19 protein-coding genes, 1 tRNA gene and 1 pseudogene are annotated in these 23,852 nt (G+C 50.5%); 11 read left to right on the plus strand and 10 right to left on the minus strand.

Annotated elements, in window-relative coordinates; translation table 11 throughout:
* Positions 1-30: 30 nt before the first annotated feature.
* Both LDL70_RS04935 and LDL70_RS04940 read right to left on the minus strand, forming a co-directional pair.
* Positions 31-107, minus strand: a tRNA-Pro gene (locus LDL70_RS04935).
* A 160-nt stretch (positions 108-267) separates the two neighbouring features.
* Positions 268-1,446: a cystathionine beta-lyase gene (locus LDL70_RS04940; RefSeq protein WP_225687538.1), complete on the minus strand. Its 1,179-nt coding sequence runs from the start codon at positions 1,444-1,446 to the stop codon at positions 268-270.
* 288 nt (positions 1,447-1,734) lie between these two features.
* Here LDL70_RS04940 and LDL70_RS04945 point away from each other — a divergent pair, with 288 nt between their 5' ends.
* From LDL70_RS04945 to LDL70_RS04965, 5 genes are all read left to right on the plus strand, one after another.
* Positions 1,735-2,592, plus strand: coding sequence for a phosphatase PAP2 family protein (locus LDL70_RS04945; protein WP_225687540.1), 858 nt, complete (start codon positions 1,735-1,737; stop codon positions 2,590-2,592).
* Positions 2,593-2,879: 287 nt separating this feature from the next.
* Positions 2,880-3,911: an amino acid ABC transporter substrate-binding protein gene (locus LDL70_RS04950; RefSeq protein WP_028233512.1), complete on the plus strand. Its 1,032-nt coding sequence runs from the start codon at positions 2,880-2,882 to the stop codon at positions 3,909-3,911.
* A gap of 359 nt (positions 3,912-4,270) precedes the next feature.
* Complete coding sequence (locus tag LDL70_RS04955) at positions 4,271-5,464, plus strand: amino acid ABC transporter permease (RefSeq protein ID WP_225687542.1); 1,194 nt, start codon at positions 4,271-4,273, stop codon at positions 5,462-5,464.
* A 1-nt stretch (position 5,465) separates the two neighbouring features.
* Positions 5,466-6,620, plus strand: a complete 1,155-nt coding sequence (locus LDL70_RS04960) for an amino acid ABC transporter permease (protein WP_225687553.1) — start codon at positions 5,466-5,468, stop codon at positions 6,618-6,620.
* A 196-nt stretch (positions 6,621-6,816) separates the two neighbouring features.
* The gene (locus LDL70_RS04965) at positions 6,817-7,566 is read left to right on the plus strand and encodes an amino acid ABC transporter ATP-binding protein (protein WP_033315959.1); all 750 of its coding nucleotides are present in this window, start codon (positions 6,817-6,819) and stop codon (positions 7,564-7,566) included.
* A gap of 55 nt (positions 7,567-7,621) precedes the next feature.
* On the opposite strand, the gene LDL70_RS04970 is transcribed toward LDL70_RS04965, so the two are convergent.
* Complete coding sequence (locus LDL70_RS04970) at positions 7,622-7,999, minus strand: glyoxalase superfamily protein (RefSeq protein WP_225687555.1); 378 nt, start codon at positions 7,997-7,999, stop codon at positions 7,622-7,624.
* A gap of 88 nt (positions 8,000-8,087) precedes the next feature.
* Between LDL70_RS04970 and LDL70_RS04975 the strand changes: the two genes are divergently transcribed.
* Positions 8,088-8,501 (plus strand): GNAT family N-acetyltransferase, encoded by a 414-nt coding sequence (locus tag LDL70_RS04975; protein ID WP_225687564.1) that lies wholly within the window; start codon positions 8,088-8,090, stop codon positions 8,499-8,501.
* Here LDL70_RS04975 and LDL70_RS04980 read toward each other — a convergent pair.
* Together LDL70_RS04980 and LDL70_RS04985 are read right to left on the minus strand one after the other, a co-directional pair.
* A complete protein-coding gene (locus tag LDL70_RS04980) occupies positions 8,496-8,858 on the minus strand; it encodes a VOC family protein (RefSeq protein ID WP_225687566.1) in 363 nt (120 codons plus the stop codon). The genes LDL70_RS04975 and LDL70_RS04980 overlap by 6 nt on opposite strands.
* A 16-nt stretch (positions 8,859-8,874) precedes the next feature.
* Complete coding sequence (locus tag LDL70_RS04985) at positions 8,875-9,402, minus strand: GNAT family N-acetyltransferase (protein ID WP_225687568.1); 528 nt, start codon at positions 9,400-9,402, stop codon at positions 8,875-8,877.
* A 300-nt stretch (positions 9,403-9,702) separates the two neighbouring features.
* Between LDL70_RS04985 and LDL70_RS04990 the strand changes: the two are divergent.
* A pseudogene (locus tag LDL70_RS04990) lies at positions 9,703-10,126 on the plus strand (VOC family protein).
* 75 nt (positions 10,127-10,201) lie between these two features.
* Here LDL70_RS04990 and LDL70_RS04995 read toward each other — a convergent pair.
* Positions 10,202-11,443 carry an FAD-dependent monooxygenase gene (locus tag LDL70_RS04995; RefSeq protein WP_022710463.1) on the minus strand — a complete coding sequence of 414 codons (1,242 nt, stop codon included), beginning with the start codon at positions 11,441-11,443 and terminating at the stop codon, positions 10,202-10,204.
* 181 nt (positions 11,444-11,624) lie between these two features.
* The gene (locus LDL70_RS05000; protein WP_022710464.1) at positions 11,625-11,882 is read right to left on the minus strand and encodes a zinc-finger domain-containing protein; all 258 of its coding nucleotides are present in this window, start codon (positions 11,880-11,882) and stop codon (positions 11,625-11,627) included.
* Positions 11,883-12,281: 399 nt separating this feature from the next.
* On the opposite strand from LDL70_RS05000, the gene LDL70_RS05005 reads away from it, so the two are divergent.
* Positions 12,282-14,486: an RNA degradosome polyphosphate kinase gene (locus LDL70_RS05005; protein ID WP_170265212.1), complete on the plus strand. Its 2,205-nt coding sequence runs from the start codon at positions 12,282-12,284 to the stop codon at positions 14,484-14,486.
* On the plus strand, positions 14,483-16,006 hold the full coding sequence (ppx, locus tag LDL70_RS05010) for an exopolyphosphatase (RefSeq protein WP_225687570.1): 1,524 nt from the start codon (positions 14,483-14,485) through the stop codon (positions 16,004-16,006). The genes LDL70_RS05005 and ppx overlap by 4 nt, the downstream gene beginning before the upstream one ends.
* Positions 16,007-16,209: 203 nt before the next feature.
* Here ppx and LDL70_RS05015 read toward each other — a convergent pair whose 3' ends face one another.
* Positions 16,210-16,749, minus strand: coding sequence for a dihydrofolate reductase family protein (locus tag LDL70_RS05015; RefSeq protein WP_225687572.1), 540 nt, complete (start codon positions 16,747-16,749; stop codon positions 16,210-16,212).
* A 2-nt stretch (positions 16,750-16,751) separates the two neighbouring features.
* Positions 16,752-17,906, minus strand: a complete 1,155-nt coding sequence (rnd, locus tag LDL70_RS05020) for a ribonuclease D (protein ID WP_022710468.1) — start codon at positions 17,904-17,906, stop codon at positions 16,752-16,754.
* A 268-nt stretch (positions 17,907-18,174) separates the two neighbouring features.
* Between rnd and aspS the strand changes: the two genes are divergently transcribed.
* Positions 18,175-19,962: an aspartate--tRNA ligase gene (gene aspS, locus LDL70_RS05025; protein ID WP_028233519.1), complete on the plus strand. Its 1,788-nt coding sequence runs from the start codon at positions 18,175-18,177 to the stop codon at positions 19,960-19,962.
* Positions 19,963-20,085: 123 nt separating this feature from the next.
* Here aspS and LDL70_RS05030 read toward each other — a convergent pair whose 3' ends face one another.
* Complete coding sequence (locus LDL70_RS05030) at positions 20,086-21,327, minus strand: hypothetical protein (protein ID WP_116088176.1); 1,242 nt, start codon at positions 21,325-21,327, stop codon at positions 20,086-20,088.
* 254 nt (positions 21,328-21,581) lie between these two features.
* Here LDL70_RS05030 and parC point away from each other — a divergent pair, with 254 nt between their 5' ends.
* Positions 21,582-23,834 carry a DNA topoisomerase IV subunit A gene (gene parC / locus LDL70_RS05035; RefSeq protein ID WP_022710472.1) on the plus strand — a complete coding sequence of 751 codons (2,253 nt, stop codon included), beginning with the start codon at positions 21,582-21,584 and terminating at the stop codon, positions 23,832-23,834.
* Positions 23,835-23,852 lie beyond the last annotated feature (18 nt).

Genomic DNA, 23,852 nt, shown 5'->3' on the forward strand with positions numbered 1-23,852 from the left:
AAATTTCACTATAATATTCAGTATTTGTCATGGTCGGAGCGAGAGGATTCGAACCTCCGACCCCCTGATCCCAAATCAGGTGCGCTACCAGGCTGCGCTACGCTCCGCTATCCTCAAAGGATAAGATGTGTCTAGAATTTTCAAGGCAGGAGTGCAAGAGGCAAAACGGCACTTCCAACCAAAAATGCATGAATGTCACACTATAAAAGCGGAGACAAAAGCACTGTTTTGTCTCCGCTTTTAGAAGCTTCCGTATTTTACGGATTATCAGGCTGCAAATGCCGCCTGAAGTCCCTGTTGCAGATCGTCAATCAGATCCTGTGTATCTTCAAGCCCGATTTGCAGACGGATCACCGGTCCTTCATAGTTCTTTGCAGCAACCGTCCGGTCACCGAGCTGAACATGCACGGCCAGACTTTCATAGCCGCCCCATGAATAGCCGAGGCCGAATAATTTCAGCGTATCGAGTAATTTGTGGGCTTCTTCTTTGCCGCCTGAAGCGAGAACAACTGAGAAAACACCGCTGGCGCCTTTGAAATCACGTCTCCACAAGGCGTGGTCCGGGTGGCTTTCCAGCGCGGGATGCAGCACGCGGGCAATCTGGGGCTGCTGTTCCAGCCATCGGGCAATCGTCAGAGCGCTTTGCTGGTGATGGTTAAGGCGGAGCCCCATGCTGCGCAGACCGCGCAGAATTTGATAGGCATCATCGGAATTTACGCACATGCCAAGGGCGGTATAGGCGTTTTCCAGCTGTTTCCAGCATTTTTCATTCGCGGAAATCATGCCGAACAGAATGTCGGAATGTCCTGAAGGATATTTCGTTCCGGCATGAATTGTAATGTCCACACCAAAATCAAGCGCTTTGAAATAAAGAGGCGTTGCCCATGTATTATCCATCATCACGACAATATCATGCTGATGTGCGGCTTCGACAATTGCCGGAATATCCTGAATTTCAAATGTATTGGAGCCGGGTGATTCTGTGAAAACGACACGCGTATTCGGGCGGATGAGTCCGGCAATATCCGCACCGATATGTGGCGGATAATATTCGATCTCAACACCATATTGCTTCAGCAGCGTATTTGCGAAGCGGCGTGTCGGATTATAAATCGTATCAACGAACAGCACGTGGTCGCCTGCTTTCAGGAAAGCCAGCAGCGGCACGGTAACGGCAGCCAGACCGGAGGGAACGAGCAGAGTGCCTGCGGAACCTTCCAGCTCGTCAATCGCACTGCATAAAGCGTCCGTTGTCGGTGTGCCATGCGTGCCATAGGTATATTTCTGGTTTTCCGTTGCCATGGTCGCAGCATCCGGAAACAGGACAGTCGAAGCGCGCACAACCGGCGGATTGACAAAGCCGTGATATGCATAAGGATCATTACCGCAATGGGTAAGCATTGTGTTGATCCCTAATTCCCCCGTACCCTTTTCTGATTTGACCATAAAAACGCCTCCTGCTGCCTGTTAGTCTGTATTGTCTCGTGTGAGTCTTCGTTATTCGTGCTGAAACGGAATCGCTTTTTCTGAAAATATTTGTGTTTTCAGCGTGTTAACAGTGCCGTTTTTCATTTTCTGCAATAAGCCGGAAAATGACAGTTGCGACTAGAGCATAATCTTTGTGCTTTGTCCTGAAACCTTATGCTTTCTTTATGAGAAGCGGTAAAACGGATTTACAGCATAGTAAGAGATGAACAATTTTATTGATTGCAGCAGTTGCGGTGTGAGAGTTTTATGAGTTTAAAATATGAATTTTCAGAATTGAGAACCTCTGTTCAGGCGGGGCTGGCACGGCGCAAGGCGCAATCTACGCAACAGGCTGAATATGAGGGGGCAGATCAGAGCTCGACCAATCTGTGGTCGTATCAGCTGACGCTGTTTCTGCTGATTATGATTGCGGGTGCGGGGCTGCTTTTACCTTTTGACGGGGATTTGTCCCGCCTGGCTGTTTCCGTGCAGTGGTTGCCTGTAGAGATTTTGAAATCGCTGACGAATCTCGTATTGGCCGCTCCCTATGTTGCATTATTCACCGTCATTATTGCGGTCTGTCTGGTGAGACGGCACAGGTTGCGCGGGCAGGAGGGTTATGGCCTTAAAATTCCTGAACTTCTGCAAAATTATAATCGTCTGGGCACGATTGCCGGTCAGAGCCTGTTCGGTATTTCTGCGATTCTGGGTGCCGGACTGATCGTGAATATTCTCAAATATTTTGTCGGCAGGCCGCGCCCGTTTCTTATTGATAGTGCAGGGCCTTTTGGTTTCAAGCCGTTTGATTTCAGCCATGCTTATGTCAGTTTTCCGTCCGGTCATGCCTGTACGGCAGCTGTGCTGGCCACGCTGCTGGCGCTGTGGTTTCCGCGTTACCGGTTCTTTGCCTATGCAGGTCTGGCGCTGATTGCTTCAAGCCGTGTTTTCGTTCAGGCGCATTATCCGAGTGATGTTGTGACCGGCTTTGCTATCGGCACGGTTACCACCTTGATTCTGGCTCGGTTTCTGGCGCAATCGGGTCTGCTGTTCCGTCTCGGGGAAGGGCAGCTATTTCCTGAACCGAAAAATATAATCAGCAGAAGAATCAAGCTGCAAGGCGCTTAAGTTAAGGTTTTTGAGGCAGGGCAAGCTGTGTTCGGGGAGCGGGCTGAACAATTTTCCGTGTTTGGACCCTTGACCTGTCGAAAATAATAGCTTTCGATAGACACAGTTTTAGACGCATCCCGTTTCCGCCTTGCGGATCACAGGCTGAACTAAACCGGTTAAAGCCGGATATCAGGCTGTCAAAACGAAAAGCAGATCCGGTTCAGATTTTGCCGGATATGACAGAATGCCGAAATTGATTTTTGAATGCTGATAATAAGTTTAACGATAATGAGGGTGAGCATCATATGAAAAAGTCAACTTTACTCAAATTGGCCGGCGTGGCTGCTTTGACCGTTACAACCTCTGCAGCAATTGCCGGCACATTGGATGATGTGAAGAAAAAAGGCTTTGTACAATGCGGCACCAATACGGGTCTGCCGGGTTTTGCCGCCCCGAATGATAAGGGGGAATGGTCTGGTTTCGATGTTGACTATTGCCGTGCTGTGGCATCGGCTATTTTCGGGGACAAAACCAAGGCTAAATTTACACCGCTGAATGCCAAAGAGCGCTTTACTGCGCTGCAATCCGGTGAAATCGACATTCTTATCCGTAATACAACCTGGACAATCAGCCGTGATACATCTCTCGGTTTGGAATTTGCCGGTGTGAATTACTATGATGGCCAGGGCTTTATGGTCAACAGTAAGAAACTTCCGGATATTAAATCAGCATTGCAGCTGTCCGGCGCATCAATTTGCGTTCAGGCAGGTACAACAACTGAAATGAACATGGCCGATTATTTCAAGGCCAATAAGATGGAATATAATCCGGTCGTCTTTGAGAAAATCGAAGAGGCCAATGCTGCTTATGACAGCGGCCGTTGCGATGCTTACACAACGGATCAGTCCAGCCTTTACGGTGTGCGTCTGGCGCTTTCCAACCCTGACGATCACGTCGTTCTTCCGGAAATCATCTCCAAAGAGCCGTTCGGTATTGTTGTCCGTCAGGGCGATGCACAATGGGCCGATGTGGCGCGCTGGGTTCATAACGCACTTCTGAATGCGGAAGAAGCCGGTATTACGCAGGCAAATGTTGAAGAGATGATGAAGTCTGATTCACCTGAAATCAAACGTCTTCTCGGAACAGAAGCTGAAACCAAGATCGGCGTCGATCTGGGTCTTGATAATGACTGGGTTGTGAAGATTGTTAAAAATGTCGGCAATTACGGCGAGATTTTTGAACGCAATATCGGCACAACAAGCCCGCTGAAAATTGCCCGCGGTATTAATGCGCTGTGGACCAAAGGTGGTCTGCAATATGGTATACCAATCCGCTAATATCGGCGTATAATCAGAATAAGCACCTGCACCACATCATGTGGTGCAGGATAGCTTTCTGTACCTGAAATATAATTGAAACATTGTAATTTTGTGCCGTCCGGAGCGTATCCGAAAAGCGGGGACCGGTTTTCGGGTCAGATACGCGTATAAGCAAATAGCTTGAGCATGAAACGCTTTTTGACGTGCAATAAAAACAAAAGATAGCTGAAAGATTGTACCGCTATTTAAGGTACCTGCCGATATGGCCGAAATCCCTGTCTGAAATTTATACTTTGATAATCCGGCTATAGGTGAAAAGGCGCAGGGGGCTTTTCAAATATCTGGTTAAATATCTGACAGCAGAGCATGAGGTGCGCATGGCAGATCAAAGCGCCGTAACCGGCAAGCGACAGGAAACACAAGTTTCCCTCCTGAATAATCCGAAAATGCGCGGATTATTTTATCAGGCGGTTGTTTTTATTTCAGTTTTTGCTTTGATTTATTGGATAATAGGAAATACAGCCGCAAATTTGCAGAGGCTGAACATTGCATCCGGTTTTGACTTTCTGAAAAGTCGCGCAGGTTTCGACGTCAGCCAGTCGCTGATTAGTTATGATGCGGATTCCAACTATGCACGGGCCTTTGTGGTCGGTCTTCTGAATACGCTTTATGTTGCTGTACTGGGTATCATTACAGCCTCGGTTATCGGATTTCTGGTTGGTATCGGGCGTCTCTCGGGAAACTGGCTGATCGCCAAAATCTGTACCATTTATGTCGAGACTTTCCGTAATATCCCGCCATTGCTCGTGATTTTCTTCTGGTATTTCGGCGTATTGTCGGTTCTGCCGGAAGTGCGCGGCAGCTATGCTTTGCCGTTTGATACTTATCTGAACAAGCGCGGGTTTTTCTTTCCGTCCATAATCTGGGGCGAGAATGCATGGCTTATATTGGCTGCTTTCGTTGCCGCTGTTATTGCAGCCTTTGTTATTCATCGCTGGGCACGTTTGCGTCAGGCAAAAACGGGGCAGATTTTTCCGTTCTGGCGTGTTGCTTTGGCACTGATTATCGGTTTGCCGGCACTCGCATTTTTCATCACGGGAATGCCTGTCAGCTTTGATATTCCGAAACTTGGCTCATTCAATCTGACCGGTGGTACACAGGTAAAACCTGAGTTTCTGGCACTTTATCTGGCGCTGTCATTCTATACGGCATCCTTCATCGCGGAGACGGTGCGCGGCGGTATCAAAGGGGTTAGCAAGGGGCAGTCAGAGGCTGCGGCAGCTTTGGGTCTGCGCAGACCGCAGGCGATGCGCCTTGTTGTCGTGCCGCAAGCGATGCGGATTATCATTCCGCCTCTATCGAGCCAATATCTCAATCTGACGAAAAACTCGTCTCTGGCGATTGCTATCGGCTATCCGGATTTGATGGCTGTCGGCGGTACGGTGCTTAACCAGACAGGGCAGGCGGTAGAAGTTGTGGCGATCTGGATGGCGGTTTATCTCGGCATCAGCCTCATTACCTCTGCATTTATGAACTGGTTTAACGCGAAAATGGCATTGGTGGAGCGGTAAGATGACAAATTCAGACTTACAATATGTACGCTCGCAAATGGTTGATCCGATGCCGGCACCTGCCAGTCAAAAAGGCATTGCTTCATGGATGAAAGAAAACCTGTTTTCGAGCCTTAAAGATACCGTTCTGACAATCATGGGTATTTCGCTGATTGTCTGGCTTCTGCCGGGATTGATAAACTGGTTGTTTGTCAATGCTGTCTGGGCAGGGACTGACCGCACATTCTGTACCACAACGGTGCAGGGCGGTTTGCAGCCGGATGGCTGGTCGGGTGCCTGCTGGGCTTTTGTCGATGCAAAGCTCCAGCAATTTCTCTACGGACGCTATCCGGTTGATGAACGCTGGCGTGTGAAACTCGTGGCGCTGGTTTTCGTGATTTTGCTGGTGCCGATGCTGATCGGCAAGCTGCCGCATAAAATGCTGAATGCAGTTCTGTTGTTCATTGTTTTTCCGGTTTTCACCTATTTCCTGCTGGTCGGCGGTTCCTTCGGTCTGCGTTATGTTGAAACCTCGCTCTGGGGCGGTCTGCTGGTTACGCTGATCCTGTCCGTGGTGGGGATTACCGTATCGCTGCCGATGGGTATTCTTCTGGCTTTGGGACGGCGTTCCAATATGCCGGTTATCAAGACACTGTGCGTGATCTTCATTGAGGTTATTCGTGGTGTGCCGCTGGTGGCATTGCTGTTCATGGCCAGCGTCATGCTGCCATTGTTTATGCCGCCGGGCACCAGCTTTGATAAGTTTTTGCGTGCGCTGGTCGGCGTGTCCTTATTCGCTTCCGCCTATATGGCTGAAGTCATTCGCGGCGGCTTGCAGGCGATTCCGTCAGGGCAATATGAAGGCGCGGATTCGCTGGGCTTGAGCTATTGGCAGAAAACTCTGTTCATTATCCTGCCGCAAACGCTGAAACTTGCTTTGCCGGGTATTGTGAATACGTTTATCGGCTTGTTCAAAGACACAAGTCTTGTTTACATTATCGGCATGTTCGACCTGCTTGGAATCGTCAGGCAGAATTTTTCGGATGCCACTTGGGCAACACCGCAGACACCGGCAACGGGTCTTGTTTTTGCCGGATTTGTATTCTGGATTTTCTGTTTCTGTATGTCGCGTTATTCGCTATATATGGAGAGAAGGCTGGATACGAGCCATCGGTAAGCGGCTGCGGAAAACCGGGAGTTGGTTTTTCGCTCACAGCTGCCAAAGAACAGAAATGGTTTCATTCAGACGGATGAAACCATTCAATCGGGAATACCATCAGCATTATTGCTGCGGATGGTCAGTGAGGGAATAAAGAATGAGCATGCAATCGGGCGCTTTGCTGAAGCCGACGATGGAAGAAACGGGAGCAATTATGGAAATATCCAAAACCGATGTCGCAGTCGATATTGTCGGAATGCATAAATGGTATGGTGAATTCCATGTGCTTCGCGATGTTAATCTGCGGGTAATGCGCGGGGAGCGTATTGTCGTGGCAGGACCTTCCGGTTCCGGTAAATCAACGATGATCCGTTGCATTAACCGCCTTGAAGAACATCAGAAAGGCCAGATCATTGTGGACGGCAAAGAGCTGACCAATGATCTGAAAAAGATCGATGAAGTGCGTCGCGAAGTCGGTATGGTTTTCCAGCATTTCAACCTGTTTCCGCATCTGACAATTCTTGAGAATTGCACACTTGCTCCGATCTGGGTGCGCAAAATGCCGAAGAAACAGGCAGAAGAAATTGCGATGCATTATCTGGAACGCGTTAAGATTCCGGAGCAGGCCAATAAATATCCGGGTCAGCTTTCCGGTGGTCAGCAGCAGCGCGTGGCGATTGCCCGCTCACTCTGCATGAAGCCGCGTATTATGCTGTTCGATGAGCCGACCTCTGCGCTTGATCCTGAAATGGTCAAGGAAGTGCTGGACACCATGGTCAGCCTCGCTGAAGAAGGTATGACCATGATCTGCGTAACCCACGAAATGGGCTTTGCGCGTCAGGTTGCCAACCGCGTGATCTTTATGGATCAGGGGCAGATTGTGGAACAGAATTCGCCATCCGAATTCTTTGACAATCCGCAGCATGAGCGTACCAAGCTGTTCCTCAGCCAGATCCTGCACTAATTTTCAGAAACATATTAAAACACCCGCAATGAAAATCGCGGGTGTTTTTTATTATCTATTCGTCATGCGGGCCTTCGCAAAACTGGATACGATTGCCGAAAGGATCAATCACAGCCAGAACCCGACCCCATGGTTCATTTTCTATGCCGGGGCGCAGGAAACGGTATTTACGACTGCTGATTTCCTTATGCAGGGCATCGACACCCTGCATGCGCACGAAAATATTGGCACCGGGGCTGCCGTCACCATGATGTTCGCTGAGGTGCAACACCAGATTGCCGCGCGAAACCTGCATATAGAGCGGCATATTTTCAGCAAAGCGATGTTCCCAGTCACATTGAAAACCCAGATAGTCGAGGTAAAATTCTCTGGCTTTCTCAATGTCGAAAATTCTGAATATCGGGCAAACCTGTTCAAACTGGAAATTGCTCATAAGATGTTCTCCGGTGTGTTTAGCCGTGACTATAAAATATGCCTGTAAAATTCATATTAAAACTATAAAGGCAGCGATGGGAGATAAAATGCAATATCAATGGCTGAACCAGCTGGAGCAAAAACATCATCAGAGTTTCTTTGAACTTTACACAAAGGAATGGTGGACGCAGAGCCGCTCCTATGACGATGCGATTAATATGCTTGTTCATTGCGATTTGATTATCGCCTGTTGTGATATGCAGGATCGCGTCATCGGTTTTGCGCGTGTGCTGACGGATTATACTTTTAAAGCATTGATTTTTGATGTGATTGTGGATGAAACCACGCGCGGACAGGGGCTTGGAAAGGAAATTGTCTTACGCATCATCCGGCATCATGATCTGCAAAAAGTTCAGAGTTTTGAACTCTATTGCCCTGAACGGTTGGTTCCGTTTTATGAAAAGCAGGGTTTTGTAAAAGGCTCCTCCTGTCTGATGTTTCATCAGGCAAAGCCTTTATAATCTCTGCATCAGCTCGATACGGTTGCCGAACGGATCGTTGATATAGGCACGAAGATAGCCGGACAGCGGCTCATCCTCTGACGATTCAATCTGATGTTCTGCGAGCATTGCTAAAAATGCGGACAAGTCATCAACCAGGAAAGCCGGATGCGCTTTTTGCGCAGGGGCAAAGCCGCGTTCAACGCCGAGATGAACTTTAAGATCACGCAGCTCAAACCAGCAGCCACCGCGTTTTACCAGATTGTCGGGTTTGGGAACCTCCGTCATACCTAACAGGCCGCTATAAAATGTGCGGGCTTTGTCCTCACCACCGGCAGGCATTGCAAGCTGAATATGATCCAGTCCGAGTATCGGCATTGTTTTCTCCTGTTGTTCAGGCAGGCAAGGTCGGTTGTATCAGCACGTAATTTTCATGGCGTTCACCCGGAAGTTCAAACCAGATTGAACCCTGCCTTTGGAAACCCTGTTGCCTGTAGAAGTGTAATGCAGGGTGGTTATCATGCAAGACCGAAAGCCAGATATGGCCGATATCTTGTGCTTTTACCGCTTCACGTGCCTGTTGCATGAGGGCGGAGCCGATACCGCTTCCGGCATGACGGGCTCTGACATAAAGCGTACTGATCTCTGCGGCTGTTGTCAGCACATGCAGGCTTTCGGGCAATGCGGCATGATAATCAATGACAATATAGCCGAGCAGGTGACCATCCTGTTCCGCGACAATGATCTGTTTTGCGTTATCCGCGATCATCTGTTCAAAATATTGCGGCGTAAAACGCTGCAGCACATATTCAGCAAAAACAGTGCTGATACCTGCCTTGGCATAGGTATGCAGCCAGACTTCGATAGATAAGGCTGCCAGTTTTGCAGCGTCGAAGGATTTGGCCGCGCGATAAATTATCAAATTTGGCTCCTGTCTCAATCTGTCTGATTTGATGTAGTATGCTGCCACTGGAGCGTATCCCGAAAAGTGCGAAGCAGTTTTCGGGATACGCGTAAAATAAAGAATTAGAGCGGTTCTACTGATTCAATATTAACCGGAACCGCTCTAGAGCATTTCACAGTCAAGTTGGATCAACTTGACGCCCGTGATAATGCGGCAAATTAAAGAATCTAGAGCGAGCACTGTGATCCAATCTGGATTTAAACCGCTCTAGCGCAGAAGTTAAACAGTCCTGCCAAATATTCTGAGGAGGAAATTATAATGAGCAGACTGATATTTGTGAACTTTCCCGTGCGTGATCTCGATAAGTCGATCAGCTTTTATGAGGCAATCGGAGCACGGAAGAATGATATGTTCTGCGATGAAACCGCAGCCTGCATGGTTCTATCGGACGTTATTCACGTCATGCTGATAACCCATGATAAATTCCGCCAGTTCACGCCCAAAAAACATTGCTGATGCACATACTGTCAGCGAGGTTCTGGTATGTGTGTCAGCATCGGATAAGCAGGAGGTAGATCAGCTAGTCAGCAAGGCTGCATCTGCCGGTGGCAAGGCAGATCCGTCAGCTGTGCAGGACTATGGCTTTATGTATGGCCGCAGTTTTGAAGATCTGGACGGCCATATATGGGAAGTGATGTGGATGGATATGGAAGCTGCAAAGCAGGCCATGGCAAAAGACTAAAATATTCCCTGTCCCGTTCTGATCGCAATATTCGCTTTTGAACAACGGGACAGAGCCTGAAAAACATGATGCGGTTCAGGATGTAATGTCAGCCGCATCATATTGGTAAAGCCAGTCCAGATCGCGCAGGAAGTCTTCCGGTTTGCGTATTTTAAACAGCATGTTACGGCCAAGAGCCACAGGGCCGCTGGCGTGATAGGCAAAACGGTTGAGCTTGCCGCGGCGGGCAACTTTGGCAATGCGCGCCAGTCTTTGTTTTTCAAAGGCGGCGAGGGCTGCACTATGGTCGCTTTGCTCTGGTGAGAGATGTGCTGCGAGCGAGGCCGCATCTTCGATAGCCATTGCTGCACCCTGTGCCGCAAATGGTGTCATCGCATGAGAAGCATCGCCAAGCAGCACAAGGCGCTTATCAATCACCAGCTTTGGTTCCGGCATTTCAAACATCGGCCAGAATGTCCATTGCGGAGCGGCTTTGATGACATCGCTGACAGCCTGAGACCAGCCTGAAAAACTGCGGATCAGAGCGGCGCTGTCGCCTTTCATGTCCCAGCTTGTGCCGATATCTTCACCATCGGTAATCGCGACAAAATTAAAGGCTTTACCGTTTTTAATCGGATAGGCAATCAGATGCGCGCCCTGACCAAGCCATGCAGAAACACTGAGTGTATCTTTGAGACTATCAAGAAAACTCTGTGGCAGCTTTTCAGCGGGCAGGGTGGTGCGCCATGCAATATGATCTGTAAATCGGGCGCGGCTGTCATTTTGCGTGGCCGCATTATTTGCTACAAGTCCGGCACGCTGCGCTGACCATACACCGTCGCAACCAAGCAGCAACTGCCCGCTATAGTCGGTAATCTGATCGTTGAGATCAACGCGGATCGTTACTTTGTCTTCTGAAATGTGATGGGACAGCACATTAGCGCCGAGATGCAAAGTAATCTGCGGATGTGCACGAACGGCTTTGAGCAGGACTGCCTGCAAATCCGCCCGATGGCAGGTAATATAAGGCGCATTCCAGCGTTGTTCTGCCTGGCTCCCAAGTTCCATACGGATGAGCGGTTGTGCTTTCACACCGTCCATCAGATAGAGCGCATCAGGGCTGACGGCATGGGGCAGCAGGTCTTCCATAATGCCCAGACGGGCAAGAAGCCGCGTGGCATTGGGTGCCAGCTGCAAACCGGCTCCGACTTCGGAAAGTGCCGGTGCCTTTTCCATCATCAGCACAGAAAAACCTCGCTCTGCCAGAGCCAGAGCCGTGGTCATACCGGCAAGTCCGGCACCGGAAATAAGAATACGCTGATTATTCTGGTTTTGCATGGTTGCCCTCACAGCCGTTGAGGCAGATGCCGGAAATATCTGAACGGGAGTTTTATCCCGTTCTTATCCCTGCGCAACGGCATCTACAGAAACTGAAGCGTGGTGTCAGAGCAGTTTGAAAGAAAATAACAACTGCTCTGATGGTGAAAAACGGGGCGCATTTTCACGGAGGCAGGCAGGATTATTCTGCAGCCGCAACCTGAGGATCGTTGAAGGTGCAACCGGCAGGCACAGTCTGATCTGCGCTCAGGGATGCATCGTGACGATAAAGGGTCGAGCAATAAGGGCAGACAACTTCTTCCTCATCGCCCATATCGAGAAACACATGCGGATGGTCGAATGGCGGATTAGCGCCAACGCACATGAATTCTTTAACGCCGATGCTGATGGCATTGTGGCCGGCATCGTTCTGAAAATGAGGGATGATATGATCTGACATATGACGACTCCAGTGATGGTATCACCTTAAAGCATTTATGCTTTGAGCGGAATCACTCGCCACATCAATGCGGTAACAACAAAGCGTGAGAGAGACAGCAGGCGGAACCTTGATGCCGGCAGCGCTCGGACGCATAATTTGGCTCTGATGTATCGCGAATAATGCAGGAGCGGAAGTGTTTTTTATAGTTTCTGCTGTAATCTCCGCTTTGTTAAGAATTTGTCATACAGAATGCATAAACGAACCTTAACAGGAGCACTGTTCAGAGGATCGAATATCGTCCGGTCTTTCCGGTAATTTCTGAGTGCCGGCGATTTCAGAGGGATTGTTAACGTGTCGCATAAAAAAAATCATGGATCGGTTAAAGAGGCTGAACCTGTGGGTAATATGCCGGCATTAATGGCCAAGACAGATATTATTGCTGTTTCAGATATGTCTGCCGATGATGCTGTGCGGAACCTGTCTGAAAGTCCGGAGCGTTTTGTCAATCGTGAGTTCTCATGGTTGCAATTCAATAAGCGTGTATTGGCAGAGGCTGTGAACAAACATCAGCCGCTATTGGAGCGTTTGCGCTTCCTGTCGATTTCGGCGGCCAATCTTGATGAATTTTTCATGGTGCGTATTGCCGGTCTTGCAGGGCAGGTGCGGGCAGGTGTGGCCACACGTTCAGCTGATGGCCGTACACCGCAGGAGCAGCTTGATTTTGTGCTGGCAGAAGTTGCCACTTTGCAGGTTGCGCAGCAGGAAACGCTGCAAATGCTGCGTCAGGAGCTGGCTCAGGAAAATATTGAGATTATCCGATCTGACCGCCTGAAAAAACACGATAAGAAATGGCTTGAGCACCATTTTCTGGATACGATCTTTCCGGTTCTCACACCTTTGTCGCTCGATCCGGCGCATCCGTTTCCGTTCATTCCGAATCTCGGCTTCTCGATGGCGCTGCAATTGTCGCGTATAACCGACAAGCATCCGATGGTGGCGCTGTTGCGTCTGCCGGTGGCACTCAGCCGTTTTGTTCAGATACCGTCCGAGGCGGGTATTTATCGCTTTATCACGCTTGAAGATGTGGTGAGTCTGTTCATTGAACGCCTGTTTCCGGGCTATGAAGTGCGCGGCGCCGGTACATTCCGCATCATTCGCGACAGCGATATTGAAGTGGAAGAAGATGCTGAAGATCTGGTTCGCCATTTCGAAACTGCACTGAAACGCCGTCGTCGCGGACGGGTTATCAGTATTGAGTTCGACAGCGATATACCGGAAGCGCTGCGGGTGTTCATGACCATGGAGCTTGGTGTTTCCGAGAGCCGTGTGAGTATTCTTCCGGGTCTGCTGGCGCTGAATATGATTTCAGAAATTGTTGCTATTCCGCGCGATGATCTGAAATTCACTCCCTATAATCCACGTTTTCCAGAGCGCATCCGTGAACATGGCGGCGATTGTTTAGCGGCAATCCGCGAGAAGGACATTGTCGTTCATCATCCTTATGAGTCTTTTGATGTTGTGGTGCAGTTTCTGCGCCAAGCAGCACTTGATCCGAATGTGCTGGCCATCAAGCAGACGCTCTACCGCACCTCGAATAATTCGCCGATTGTGCGTGCGCTGATTGATGCGGCGGAAGCCGGTAAATCGGTGACCGCGCTGGTGGAGTTGAAAGCCCGCTTTGACGAAGAAGCGAATATTCGCTGGGCACGCGATCTGGAACGTGCAGGCGTACAGGTGGTGTTCGGCTTTATCGAACTGAAAACCCACGCGAAAATGTCGCTCGTCGTGCGCCGTGAAGATGAAAAACTGCGTTCTTATGTGCATCTTGGCACCGGTAACTATCACCCGATCACCGCGAAGATTTACACCGACTTGTCTTTCTTCACCTCTGATGCCGATACGGCACGCGATGTGGCGCATATTTTCAATTTCATTACCGGTTATGCGCAACCGGCAGATGTTATGAAACTGGCTATCTCGCCTTTTACGTTGCGCCGCCGGATTCTGAAACATATTGAAAATGAGATTGAACATGCGAAAGCGGGTCGTCCGGCGGCGATCTGGATGAAAATGAATTCGCTGGTTGATCCGCAGATCATTGATGCCCTCTATAAAGCCAGCAGTGCAGGGGTACAGATTGATCTGGTGGTCCGCGGCATTTGCTGTCTGCGTCCGCAGGTTCCGGGTCTGTCAGACAATATCCGCGCCAAATCCATTGTTGGCCGTTTTCTTGAGCATTCACGTATTTTCTGTTTCGGTAACGGGCAGGATTTGCCGTCTAAAGAGGCAATTGTCTATATAAGCTCGGCAGATATGATGCCGCGAAACCTTGACCGCCGCGTGGAAACGCTGGTGCCTGTTACAAATGTGACCGTGCATCAACAGATTTTATCGCAGATTATGCTTGCAAATCTCTACGATAATCAACAAAGCTTTGAGGTACTTTCAGACGGAACCTCCAAGCGGATTAAACCCGTGGACGGGGAAGAAGCTTTTAACGCTCAGGAATATTTCATGACCAATCCCAGCCTGTCCGGTCGCGGCAAGTCTCTGAAATCGTCAGCACCGCGTTTGATTGCGCGTCACAACCGCGTTCGCGCAGAGCGAAACCGTAACGCATGACTTTGTCTCTGGCACAGGGCCGTTTGAAAGGTCTGGAACCGGTCGCAGTTATTGATATCGGTTCCAACTCCGTGCGTATGGTTATCTATGAAGGTATTGTGCGTTCTCCGACAATTTTCTTTAACGAGAAAATTCTGAGCGGTCTGGGTAAAGGACTGGCACAAACCGGACGTCTGAATGATAAATCGGTCGCCAGTGCGCTTGAAGCGCTGCGGCGTTTTCGTGCGCTGGCCAAACAGGCCGGTGCAACAAAAATCTATACAATTGCCACAGCGGCTGCGCGTGAAGCGGAAAACGGGCCGGATTTCATTGCACGGGCGGAAAAAATTCTGGGTGAAAACATCCAGATTCTCTCCGGCCGCGAAGAAGCCTATTATTCGGCGCTTGGTATTATTTCCGGTTTTCATCATCCGGACGGTATCGCCGGTGACCTTGGCGGTGGTAGCCTCGAACTGGTTGATGTGCATGGCGATAATCCTGACAAGGCGATCGGCAGCGGCATAACACTGCCGCTCGGTGGTTTGCGTCTGCAGGATTTGTCCGGTGGTAAGATAACGGAAGCTGCGAAAATCACCCGCAAATATGTCGGTGATGTCGGGTTTCTGAAAGAGGGCAAAGGCCGCACATTCTATGCGGTGGGCGGTACATGGCGAAATCTTGCCAAGCTGCATATGAGTGCCAAACATTATCCGCTGCATGTCATGCATGGCTATGCGATGGATCCGGAAGATGCCTATCACTTCCTCTATCGTGTGGCGCGGTTTGATATTGATCATATGCGCGGCATTGAGGCTGTGTCGAAAAACCGCCGTCAGCTGTTGTCCTATGGTGCGACAGTGCTGATGGAAGTTGTTAAGCGCATGCAGCCGGCACAAATTGTATTCTCGGCAATGGGCGTGCGTGAAGGCTATCTGTTCTCCTTGCTCGCTAAAAAAGAGCAAAAACTCGATCCTCTGCTCTCCGCTGCTGAAGAGCAGGCGGTGCTGCGTTCGCGCTCCCCGCGCCATGCGCATGAGCTGGCGGACTGGACGGGTTATGCCTTTGAGCAACTCGGCTATGACGAGACCGAGGATGAATATCGTTATCGTCGTGCGGCCTGTCTGCTGGCCGATATCAGCTGGCGTGCACATCCCGATTATCGCGGCCCGCAGGCGCTGAATATTATTGCCCATGGGTCATTCATCGGGATTGACCATCCGGGGCGTGCTTATATGGCGCTGGCCAATTATTATCGTCATGAAGGCGTGATGGATGATGATGCCGCGCCGGAGATTATCCGTATTGCAACACCGCGTCTGCGCGAGCGGGCTCGGGTTCTGGGTGCATTGCTACGGGTGGTTTATTTGTTCTCTGCCTCAATGCCGGGGGTAATCCCGCAGCTTAAATGGCGGCAGGAAGGCGATGTTCTGGCGCTGGTGGTGCCGGAGGCCTATCGTGATCTGGTATCAGAGAGACTGGATAACCGGCTGAATGTTCTGGCCAAGGTAACCGGCAAGACACTGCGTTTTGCGGTTGAATAAAGCTAAAATATTGCATCGCAGCATGAAGTAATAAAAAGCCGGATCAGGAGCATTTCCAACAAAAGTGGGAACCGCCTTCGCGGGGAAATCAGTTCGCCGGACTGATTTCTTTTCCCACTTCGATGCGTCCGGAAATGCGTAAACAAAAAAACAGAGCATTTATGGTTCGCGGTGAACTGGAAATGCTCTGTATCCGGCTTTTTTTACATTGTTTTGTTGAATGTATAGCGCCCTTGCAGCAACCCGCTTGGAAAAGCCTGATGGCCGGTGAGTTTCCATTGGTTCATGGACATATCACCTTCAAACAGTCGTACACCTTTGCCGATTGTGGCCGGTACCCAGCTTAAAGTCAGTTCATCAACCAGCTGTTGTTGCAGACCCTGGCGCACAACATTGCCACCATCGAGATAAACATGCCTGAGACCGCGCGCGGACAGCTCCGGCAGCAGATCGCTGAGTGTGCCGTTGAAGCTGGTTTCGCCATAAAGCGGTGTCAGCGGGCGGCTGGTCAGTACAACAACCTGCTTGCCCTCATAAGGCCAGAAGCCGAATGTCAGCACTGTGTCATAGGTATTGCGCCCCATAACCAGCACATCAATATCAGCCATAAGAGCAGTATAACCGGTATCTTCAGGCGGATCAGTTTCGACCACAGTCAGCCACGACAGATCATTGTCCGGACCGGCAATATACCCGTCCAGACTGATGCCAAGAAAAACGCTGACTTTGATCTTGTCGCTCATGCTTAATCCAGCGGAACTGCCTTGATCTTGCGGTTTTCAAACTTGATGCCGATTTTGCCTTCAATCATTTGCAGTGCTTTTTCACCGAAAAGCTCACGACGCCAGCCCTTCAGAGCCGGTACATCCGCTGCATTACCCTTGGCAGCAATCTGATCAATATCATCGGAAGAAGCGACAACTTTCGGTGCTACACCGTGATCTTCGGTGATGATCTTAAGCAGCAGTTTCAGCACGTCAGAGGCCGCACCGGTACCTTCCGGCGCGTTATATTGCTTCGGCAGGCGTGGCATATCCTCTTTCGGAATGCTCAGTGCTTCATTGATCGCTTCAACCAAACCTTGCGCATGAGAGGAGCGCTCCCAGCCTTTCGGAATAGTACGCAGGCGGGACAGTGCTTCCGCATCGCGCGGCTGCTGCTGGGCGATTTCCTGAATCGTATCGTCTTTGATTACACGACCGCGCGGAACATTGCGTTCACGTGCTGCACGTTCACGCCATGCGGCAACCTTCTGCATGACTGCCAGTTCGGCAGGCTTACGCAGGCGGATTTTCAGACGCTTCCACGCATCGTCAGGATGCATGTCATAGGTCTCGCGGGCGGTAAGAATGCGGATTTCTTCGCTCACCCAGTCATTGCGGCCTTCTTTGGTCAGACGATCCTGCAAATAGAGATAAACATCGCGCAGATGGGTCACATCGGCCAGTGCGTAATCCAGCTGTTTGTCGCTCAGCGGACGGCGGCGCCAGTCGGTAAAGCGGGACGACTTGTCCAGATTTACACCGGTGATACGCGCAACCAGCTGGTCATAAGAAATGGCATCGCCAAAACCGCAAACCATCGCTGCGACCTGTGTGTCGAATACCGGCTCAGGGATCAGATTTCCGAGGTGGAAAACGATTTCAATATCCTGCCGCGCTGCGTGAAACACTTTGACGACAGATTTATCCGCCATCAGGGCGAAGAAAGAGCTGAGATCAATGCCCGGTGCCAGTGCATCCACCAATGCCGTTGTGTCCGGCGATGCCATCTGGATCAGGCAAAGTTCCGGCCAGAAAGTGGTTTCACGAATGAATTCGGTATCCACAGTGACAAAATCAGATTTTGAAAGCTGTGAAACGGCCTGTTCAAGACCCTGTGTTGTCGTAATGAGTTCCATGATTTTTCTATAAACAATCGCAATAGCTTTGTCGCGGGGGCGTAAGCTTAAAAATCACATATGTTGTGACTTTACTGCAATTCGAAGGGGGCTGCTGTCTGTTGCTGACGGACAAGAGCGGTTATAGAACATTCAGAATGAATCAATTTGGCTGTAGAAGGGTCTGACACTTGACTTTTTGCGGCCAAAATGCGCTTGTCCGACAACATAAAAATCAGATTTTATCTGCGATTTTACGTTTCTTACCACTCTTCTGAAGGCAGAAAACATGCATCGTTACCGCAGCCATACCTGCGAAGCCCTCCGCAAGTCGGATGTCGGCCAGACAGTTCGTCTTTCCGGCTGGGTTCATCGTGTCCGCGATCACGGCGGTATTCTCTTTATCGATATTCGCGACCACTATGGTTTGACCCAGATCGTTGCTGATCCGGAAAGCCCGGCATTTAAAGTTGCTGAAACCGTTCGCGGTGAATGGGTGATCCGCGTTGACGGTGAAGTAACCGCCCGTGCTGATGAGGCTGTAAATCCGAATTTGCCTACCGGTGAAATCGAAATCGTTGCCAAAGAGATTGAAGTTCTGGCTGCTGCCAAAGAACTGCCTCTGCCGGTTTTCGGTGAGCCGGACTATCCGGAAGATATCCGTCTGAAATACCGCTTCCTCGATCTGCGCCGCGATACGCTGCACAAAAACATTATGAAGCGCACCAAGATTATTTCTTCGATGCGCCGCCATATGAACGAGATCGGCTTCAACGAATTCACTACACCGATCCTGACAGCTTCTTCGCCTGAAGGCGCGCGCGACTTCCTCGTGCCGAGCCGTATTCACGAAGGTCAGTTCTATGCGCTGCCGCAGGCACCGCAGCAATATAAGCAGCTGCTGATGGTGGCCGGTTTCGACCGCTATTTCCAGATTGCACCTTGCTTCCGCGATGAAGATCCGCGTGCAGACCGTCTGCCGGGCGAATTCTACCAGCTCGACCTCGAAATGAGCTTTGTCACTCAGGAAGAAGTCTGGGAGACAATGGAACCGGTAATGCGCGGCATTTTCGAAGAATTTGCTGAAGGCAAGCCGGTAACCCAGCAGTTCCGTCGTATCGCTTATGATGATGCGATCCGCACCTATGGTTCGGATAAACCTGATCTGCGTAACCCGATTGAAATGCAGGCCGTGACCGGTCACTTTGCCGGTTCCGGTTTTAAAGTATTCGCGAACATGATCGCGAATGACCCTAAGGTTGAAGTATGGGCTATCCCTGCGAAAACCGGTGGTTCGCGCGCTTTCTGTGACCGCATGAATTCATGGGCGCAGGGTGAAGGTCAGCCGGGTCTCGGCTATATCTTCTGGCGTAAAGAAGGCGACAAGCTTGAAGGCGCTGGCCCGATTGCTAAGAATATCGGTGAAGAACGCGTTGAAGCGATCCGTACCCAGATGGGTCTGGAAGATGGTGATGCCTGCTTCTTCGTGGCTGGTCTGCCGTCGAAATTCTACAAATTTGCCGGTGATGCCCGTAACCGCGCCGGTGATGAGCTGAATCTCACCGACCGTGATCGTTTTGAACTGGCCTGGATCATCGATTTCCCGTTCTATGAATGGGACGAAGACAACAAGAAACTCGACTTTGCCCATAACCCGTTCTCCATGCCGCAGGGTGGTCTGGAAGCACTGGAAACGCAGGATCCGTTGTCGCTCAAAGCCTACCAGTACGATCTGGTTTGTAACGGTTTTGAAATCGCATCCGGTTCGATCCGTAACCAGCTGCCGGAAGTTATGGTCAAGGCCTTTGAACTGGTTGGTTTGAGCCAGCAGGATGTGGAAGATCGCTTCGGCGGCCTCTATCGTGCATTCCAGTATGGCGCGCCTCCGCATGGTGGTATGGCTGCCGGTATCGACCGCGTGGTTATGCTGCTCGTTGGTGCGAAAAACCTGCGCGATATCTCGCTGTTCCCGATGAACCAGCAGGCTGTTGATCTGCTGATGGGTGCACCGGCAGAAGTCACACCGGCTCAGCTGCGTGATCTGCATATCCGCGTGAACCCGATCAAAAAAGACTGATCTGTTTTAGGGGTAAATATTAGAAACGCCGCGTCTTAACGGACGCGGCGTTTTTTATTGCGTAATGTTCAGGCAATAAAAAACCCGGCTAAAAGCCGGGTTTCTTGTTCAGTTCAGAAGAACTTACTGGTTGGCAGTCAGTTTAACAGCCAGCAGGTCCAGAAGCTTCTTAGGGTCAGCAGTTGCAGTTGCTGCGATCAGAGCGAAGGAAACAGGCGCTTCCGGCTTTGCAGCAATTGTCAGAGACTTAGGATCGTCAAAATAGGTGTTGACGGCAGTCGTTGCCTGCATGGCGAAATCCGCATGGCCGAGATAGCCAACCATGATCGGCGCAATGCCTTTGATCTGGTTGACCATGTCTTCCTTGGAGATACCCTGCTGCTTGGCATAATAGTCGAGCAGTTTAGGGGTGAGGGATGAATCATCATAGCGGATAGCCATGTTGCTGATCGAAAGCTGCTGGATCAGACCGAGCATCGCCATACCGGCTGCATCGGAATTTTCCTTGTTTGCACTCATTTCAGCGCTGGCCTGCTGTACGGATTTGATGAATTTTGCATCATAGCCGCCGAGCTTCATGGTGGTGTCGAATTTACCGACATCCTTGACATCAAACTCCATCTTGTCGATGGCCAGATCGCCTTTTTCCGGTTCCCATGAGCCGGTCGAGGTTACAGCCATGCTCAGCTGTTTGTAGCCGAGATCGATCATCGGATTTGGTGTTTCCGAAGCTTCGTCATTGCCGGCGCTTGCATCCGCACCTTTGCGCAATGCATCCATTTTCTCGATGTCGAGATCAATGGACTTGATGCCGAAGCTCATCGCAACCGGAGTGCCCTTTGTGTAAGGGGTAGAGGTTGCGTAAATATCTTTCATGTTGACCATTTCTTCGCCATCTTCGTGGATGGTGAAGCTGTCAGCCTTCATGGTTTGATAATACAGCATTTTGACAACAGGATCCTGTTCGTCATCTGCTGCGAGATAGAGTTTGCCGATTTCGATGCCCTTCAGAGCGAAAGTGCTCTTGTCATCAGTTTTTTCGAAATCCTGCAGGGTTGCAGTTTCCGCGGTGTAGGCACCTTTGTCGTTTTCAGCAACGTCTGTCAGAACAATGTCACCAACGGTGAAAGTGCCCATTTCAGCGGATTTGAAGTCGATTTTTGTGTCGCGCAGGGTAACGGTTGAGCCATCGGTGTCGACTTTGCCGAACTCGATTTTTGTACCCTGTTCTTCAAAGCGAGCCTGCAGACGCTTGGCGACATCATTTCCGTCGAGTGCATAAGCTGAACCAGCAAAGATCACAGTGAGTGCTGTAGCAACGGAAAGAGTGCGGGCTGCGGTATATAGCGGTTTCATAACCGGCATCAGAGGCTCCTTAAGTGTTGACCTAAATATTACATACGAAATACTGTCATCGCCTAATAACATGGCAATTTTGTCATTTTCGTAACAGCCCGTTTATTTTACTGCAAGTCACACTTGAGGATGATCGAAAATCTGTTGTCATTATCGTTGTATTTTTGATGAAATAACGAGAATAATGCGGAAAACCGGCCTATTCACTGTGTGTAAACGCATCTTGACTTGCCGCAGAATCAGCCGCTTGCTAACCATATTCCATGGGAAATAATTTGATTCCGCCATCAGGCGGCGACGATCACGTTGAAACAGTTGATCTGAAATCGGCGCTCGAAGAGCGCTACCTTGCCTATGCGCTGTCCACGATCATGCATCGTGCGCTGCCGGATGTGCGCGACGGTCTGAAGCCGGTTCACCGCCGCATCATGCATGCCATGCGCCTGCTGCGTCTTAATCCGGGCAGTGCCTATGCCAAATGCGCGCGTATTGTCGGTGACGTGATGGGTAAGTTCCACCCGCACGGCGATGCTTCTATTTATGATGCGCTGGCACGACTGGCGCAGGATTTTGCTGTGCGCTATCCGCTGGTGGACGGGCAGGGCAACTTCGGCAATATTGACGGTGATAATCCGGCGGCTATGCGTTACACCGAAGCACGCATGACCGAAGTGGCATCGCTGCTGCTCGAAGGTATTACAGAAAACGCCATCGATTTTCGTCCGACTTATAATGAGGAAGACGAAGAACCGGTCGTTCTGCCCGGTGCTTTTCCTAACCTTCTCGCAAACGGCTCCTCCGGTATTGCTGTGGGTATGGCCACCAATATTCCGCCGCATAATGTGGCGGAGCTGTGTGATGCCGCGCTGCTGCTGATCCGCAATCCGCAGGCAACGGTTGAAGAACTGGTGCAAATTGTTCAGGGACCTGATCTTCCGACCGGCGGTGTGTTGGTTGAGCCAAAAGAGAATATTCTTGAGGCCTATCGCACAGGCCGCGGCGCATTCCGCGTGCGTGCGAAATGGGAGAAGGAAGATCTCGGCCGCGGTACATGGGTGGTGGTGATTACGGAAATTCCGTATCAGGTGCAGAAATCACGCCTGATCGAGAAGATCGCTGAACTGCTGTTGGCGAAGAAACTGCCGCTGCTTGATGATATCCGCGATGAATCGGCTGAAGATATCCGTATCGTTCTGGAGCCAAAGAACCGCTCTGTCGATCCGGAATTGCTGATGGAATCGCTGTTCAAGCTCACCGAGCTTGAAAGCCGCATTTCGCTGAATATGAACGTGCTTTCCCATGGTAAAGTACCGAATGTTCTCTCGCTGGGTGGTGTGCTGAAAGAATGGCTGGAACATCGTAAGGAAGTTCTGCAGCGCCGTTCACAATTCCGGCTTAATGAGATTGAAAAGCGGCTGGAAATTCTGGGCGGTTACCTGATTGCCTATCTCAATCTGGATGAGGTTATCCGCATCATCCGTGAAGAGGATGAGCCGAAACAGGAACTGATGCGTACGTTTAGCCTGACAGACATGCAGGCTGAGTCGATCCTCAATATGCGCCTGCGTTCCTTGCGCAAGCTGGAAGAATTTGAAATCCGCAAAGAGTTTGACGGGCTGACACTTGAAAAAGCGCAGCTTGAAGAATTGCTCGGTTCGGAAATCAAGCAGTGGAAGGCGATCAGCGGCGAAATCAAAAAGGTTCGCGAGACCTACGGGCCTGAAACGCCGTTGGGTAAGCGCCGCACGCAATTTGCTGAAGCGCCGAGCCATGATCTGGAAGATATTCATCAGGCAATGATCGAGCGTGAGCCGGTCACGATTGTGGTATCGGAAAAGGGCTGGATGCGCGCTATGAAAGGGCATCTGGCAGATTTCTCCAGCCTGTCCTTTAAAGAAGGCGACAAGCTGCATCTGGCTTTCCACGCCGAAACCACGGACAAGATTGTTGTGGCAACGACCGGCGGTAAATTCTTCACCATCGGTGCCAATACTTTGCCGGGTGGTCGCGGCCATGGCGAGCCGATCCGTATCATGGTCGATATGGACAATGATCAGGATATTCTGACCGCTTTTGTGCATGATGCATCTGCTAAATTGCTGCTGGCATCCCATGAGGGCTATGGCTTCATGATCAGCGAAAGCGAAGTCATAGCCAATACCCGTAAGGGCAAGCAGATCATGAATGTGAAACTGCCGGATGAGATGAAAATCTGTCAGCGTGTGACCGGTGATACTATGGCTGTTGTCGGTGAAAACCGCAAAATGCTGGTATTCCCGCTGTCCGAGCTGCCGGAACTGGCACGCGGTAAAGGTGTGCGTCTGCAGAAATACAAAGACGGCGGTGTGTCCGACATCCGCAGCTTTGCTATCGAACAGGGGCTGACATGGCAGGATTCCGCTGACCGCACATTCACACGCAGTAAAGAAGAATTGCTGGAATGGACGGGTGCACGCGCTTCCGCCGGACGGATGGTGCCGAAGGGTTTCCCGCGCACCGGTAAATTCACTTCGTAAAATACAGGCAGAGTGGCT

Origin of the sequence: Pseudochrobactrum sp. XF203 (assembly GCF_020341615.1) — a bacterium.
GTDB lineage: Bacteria > Pseudomonadota > Alphaproteobacteria > Rhizobiales > Rhizobiaceae > Pseudochrobactrum > Pseudochrobactrum saccharolyticum.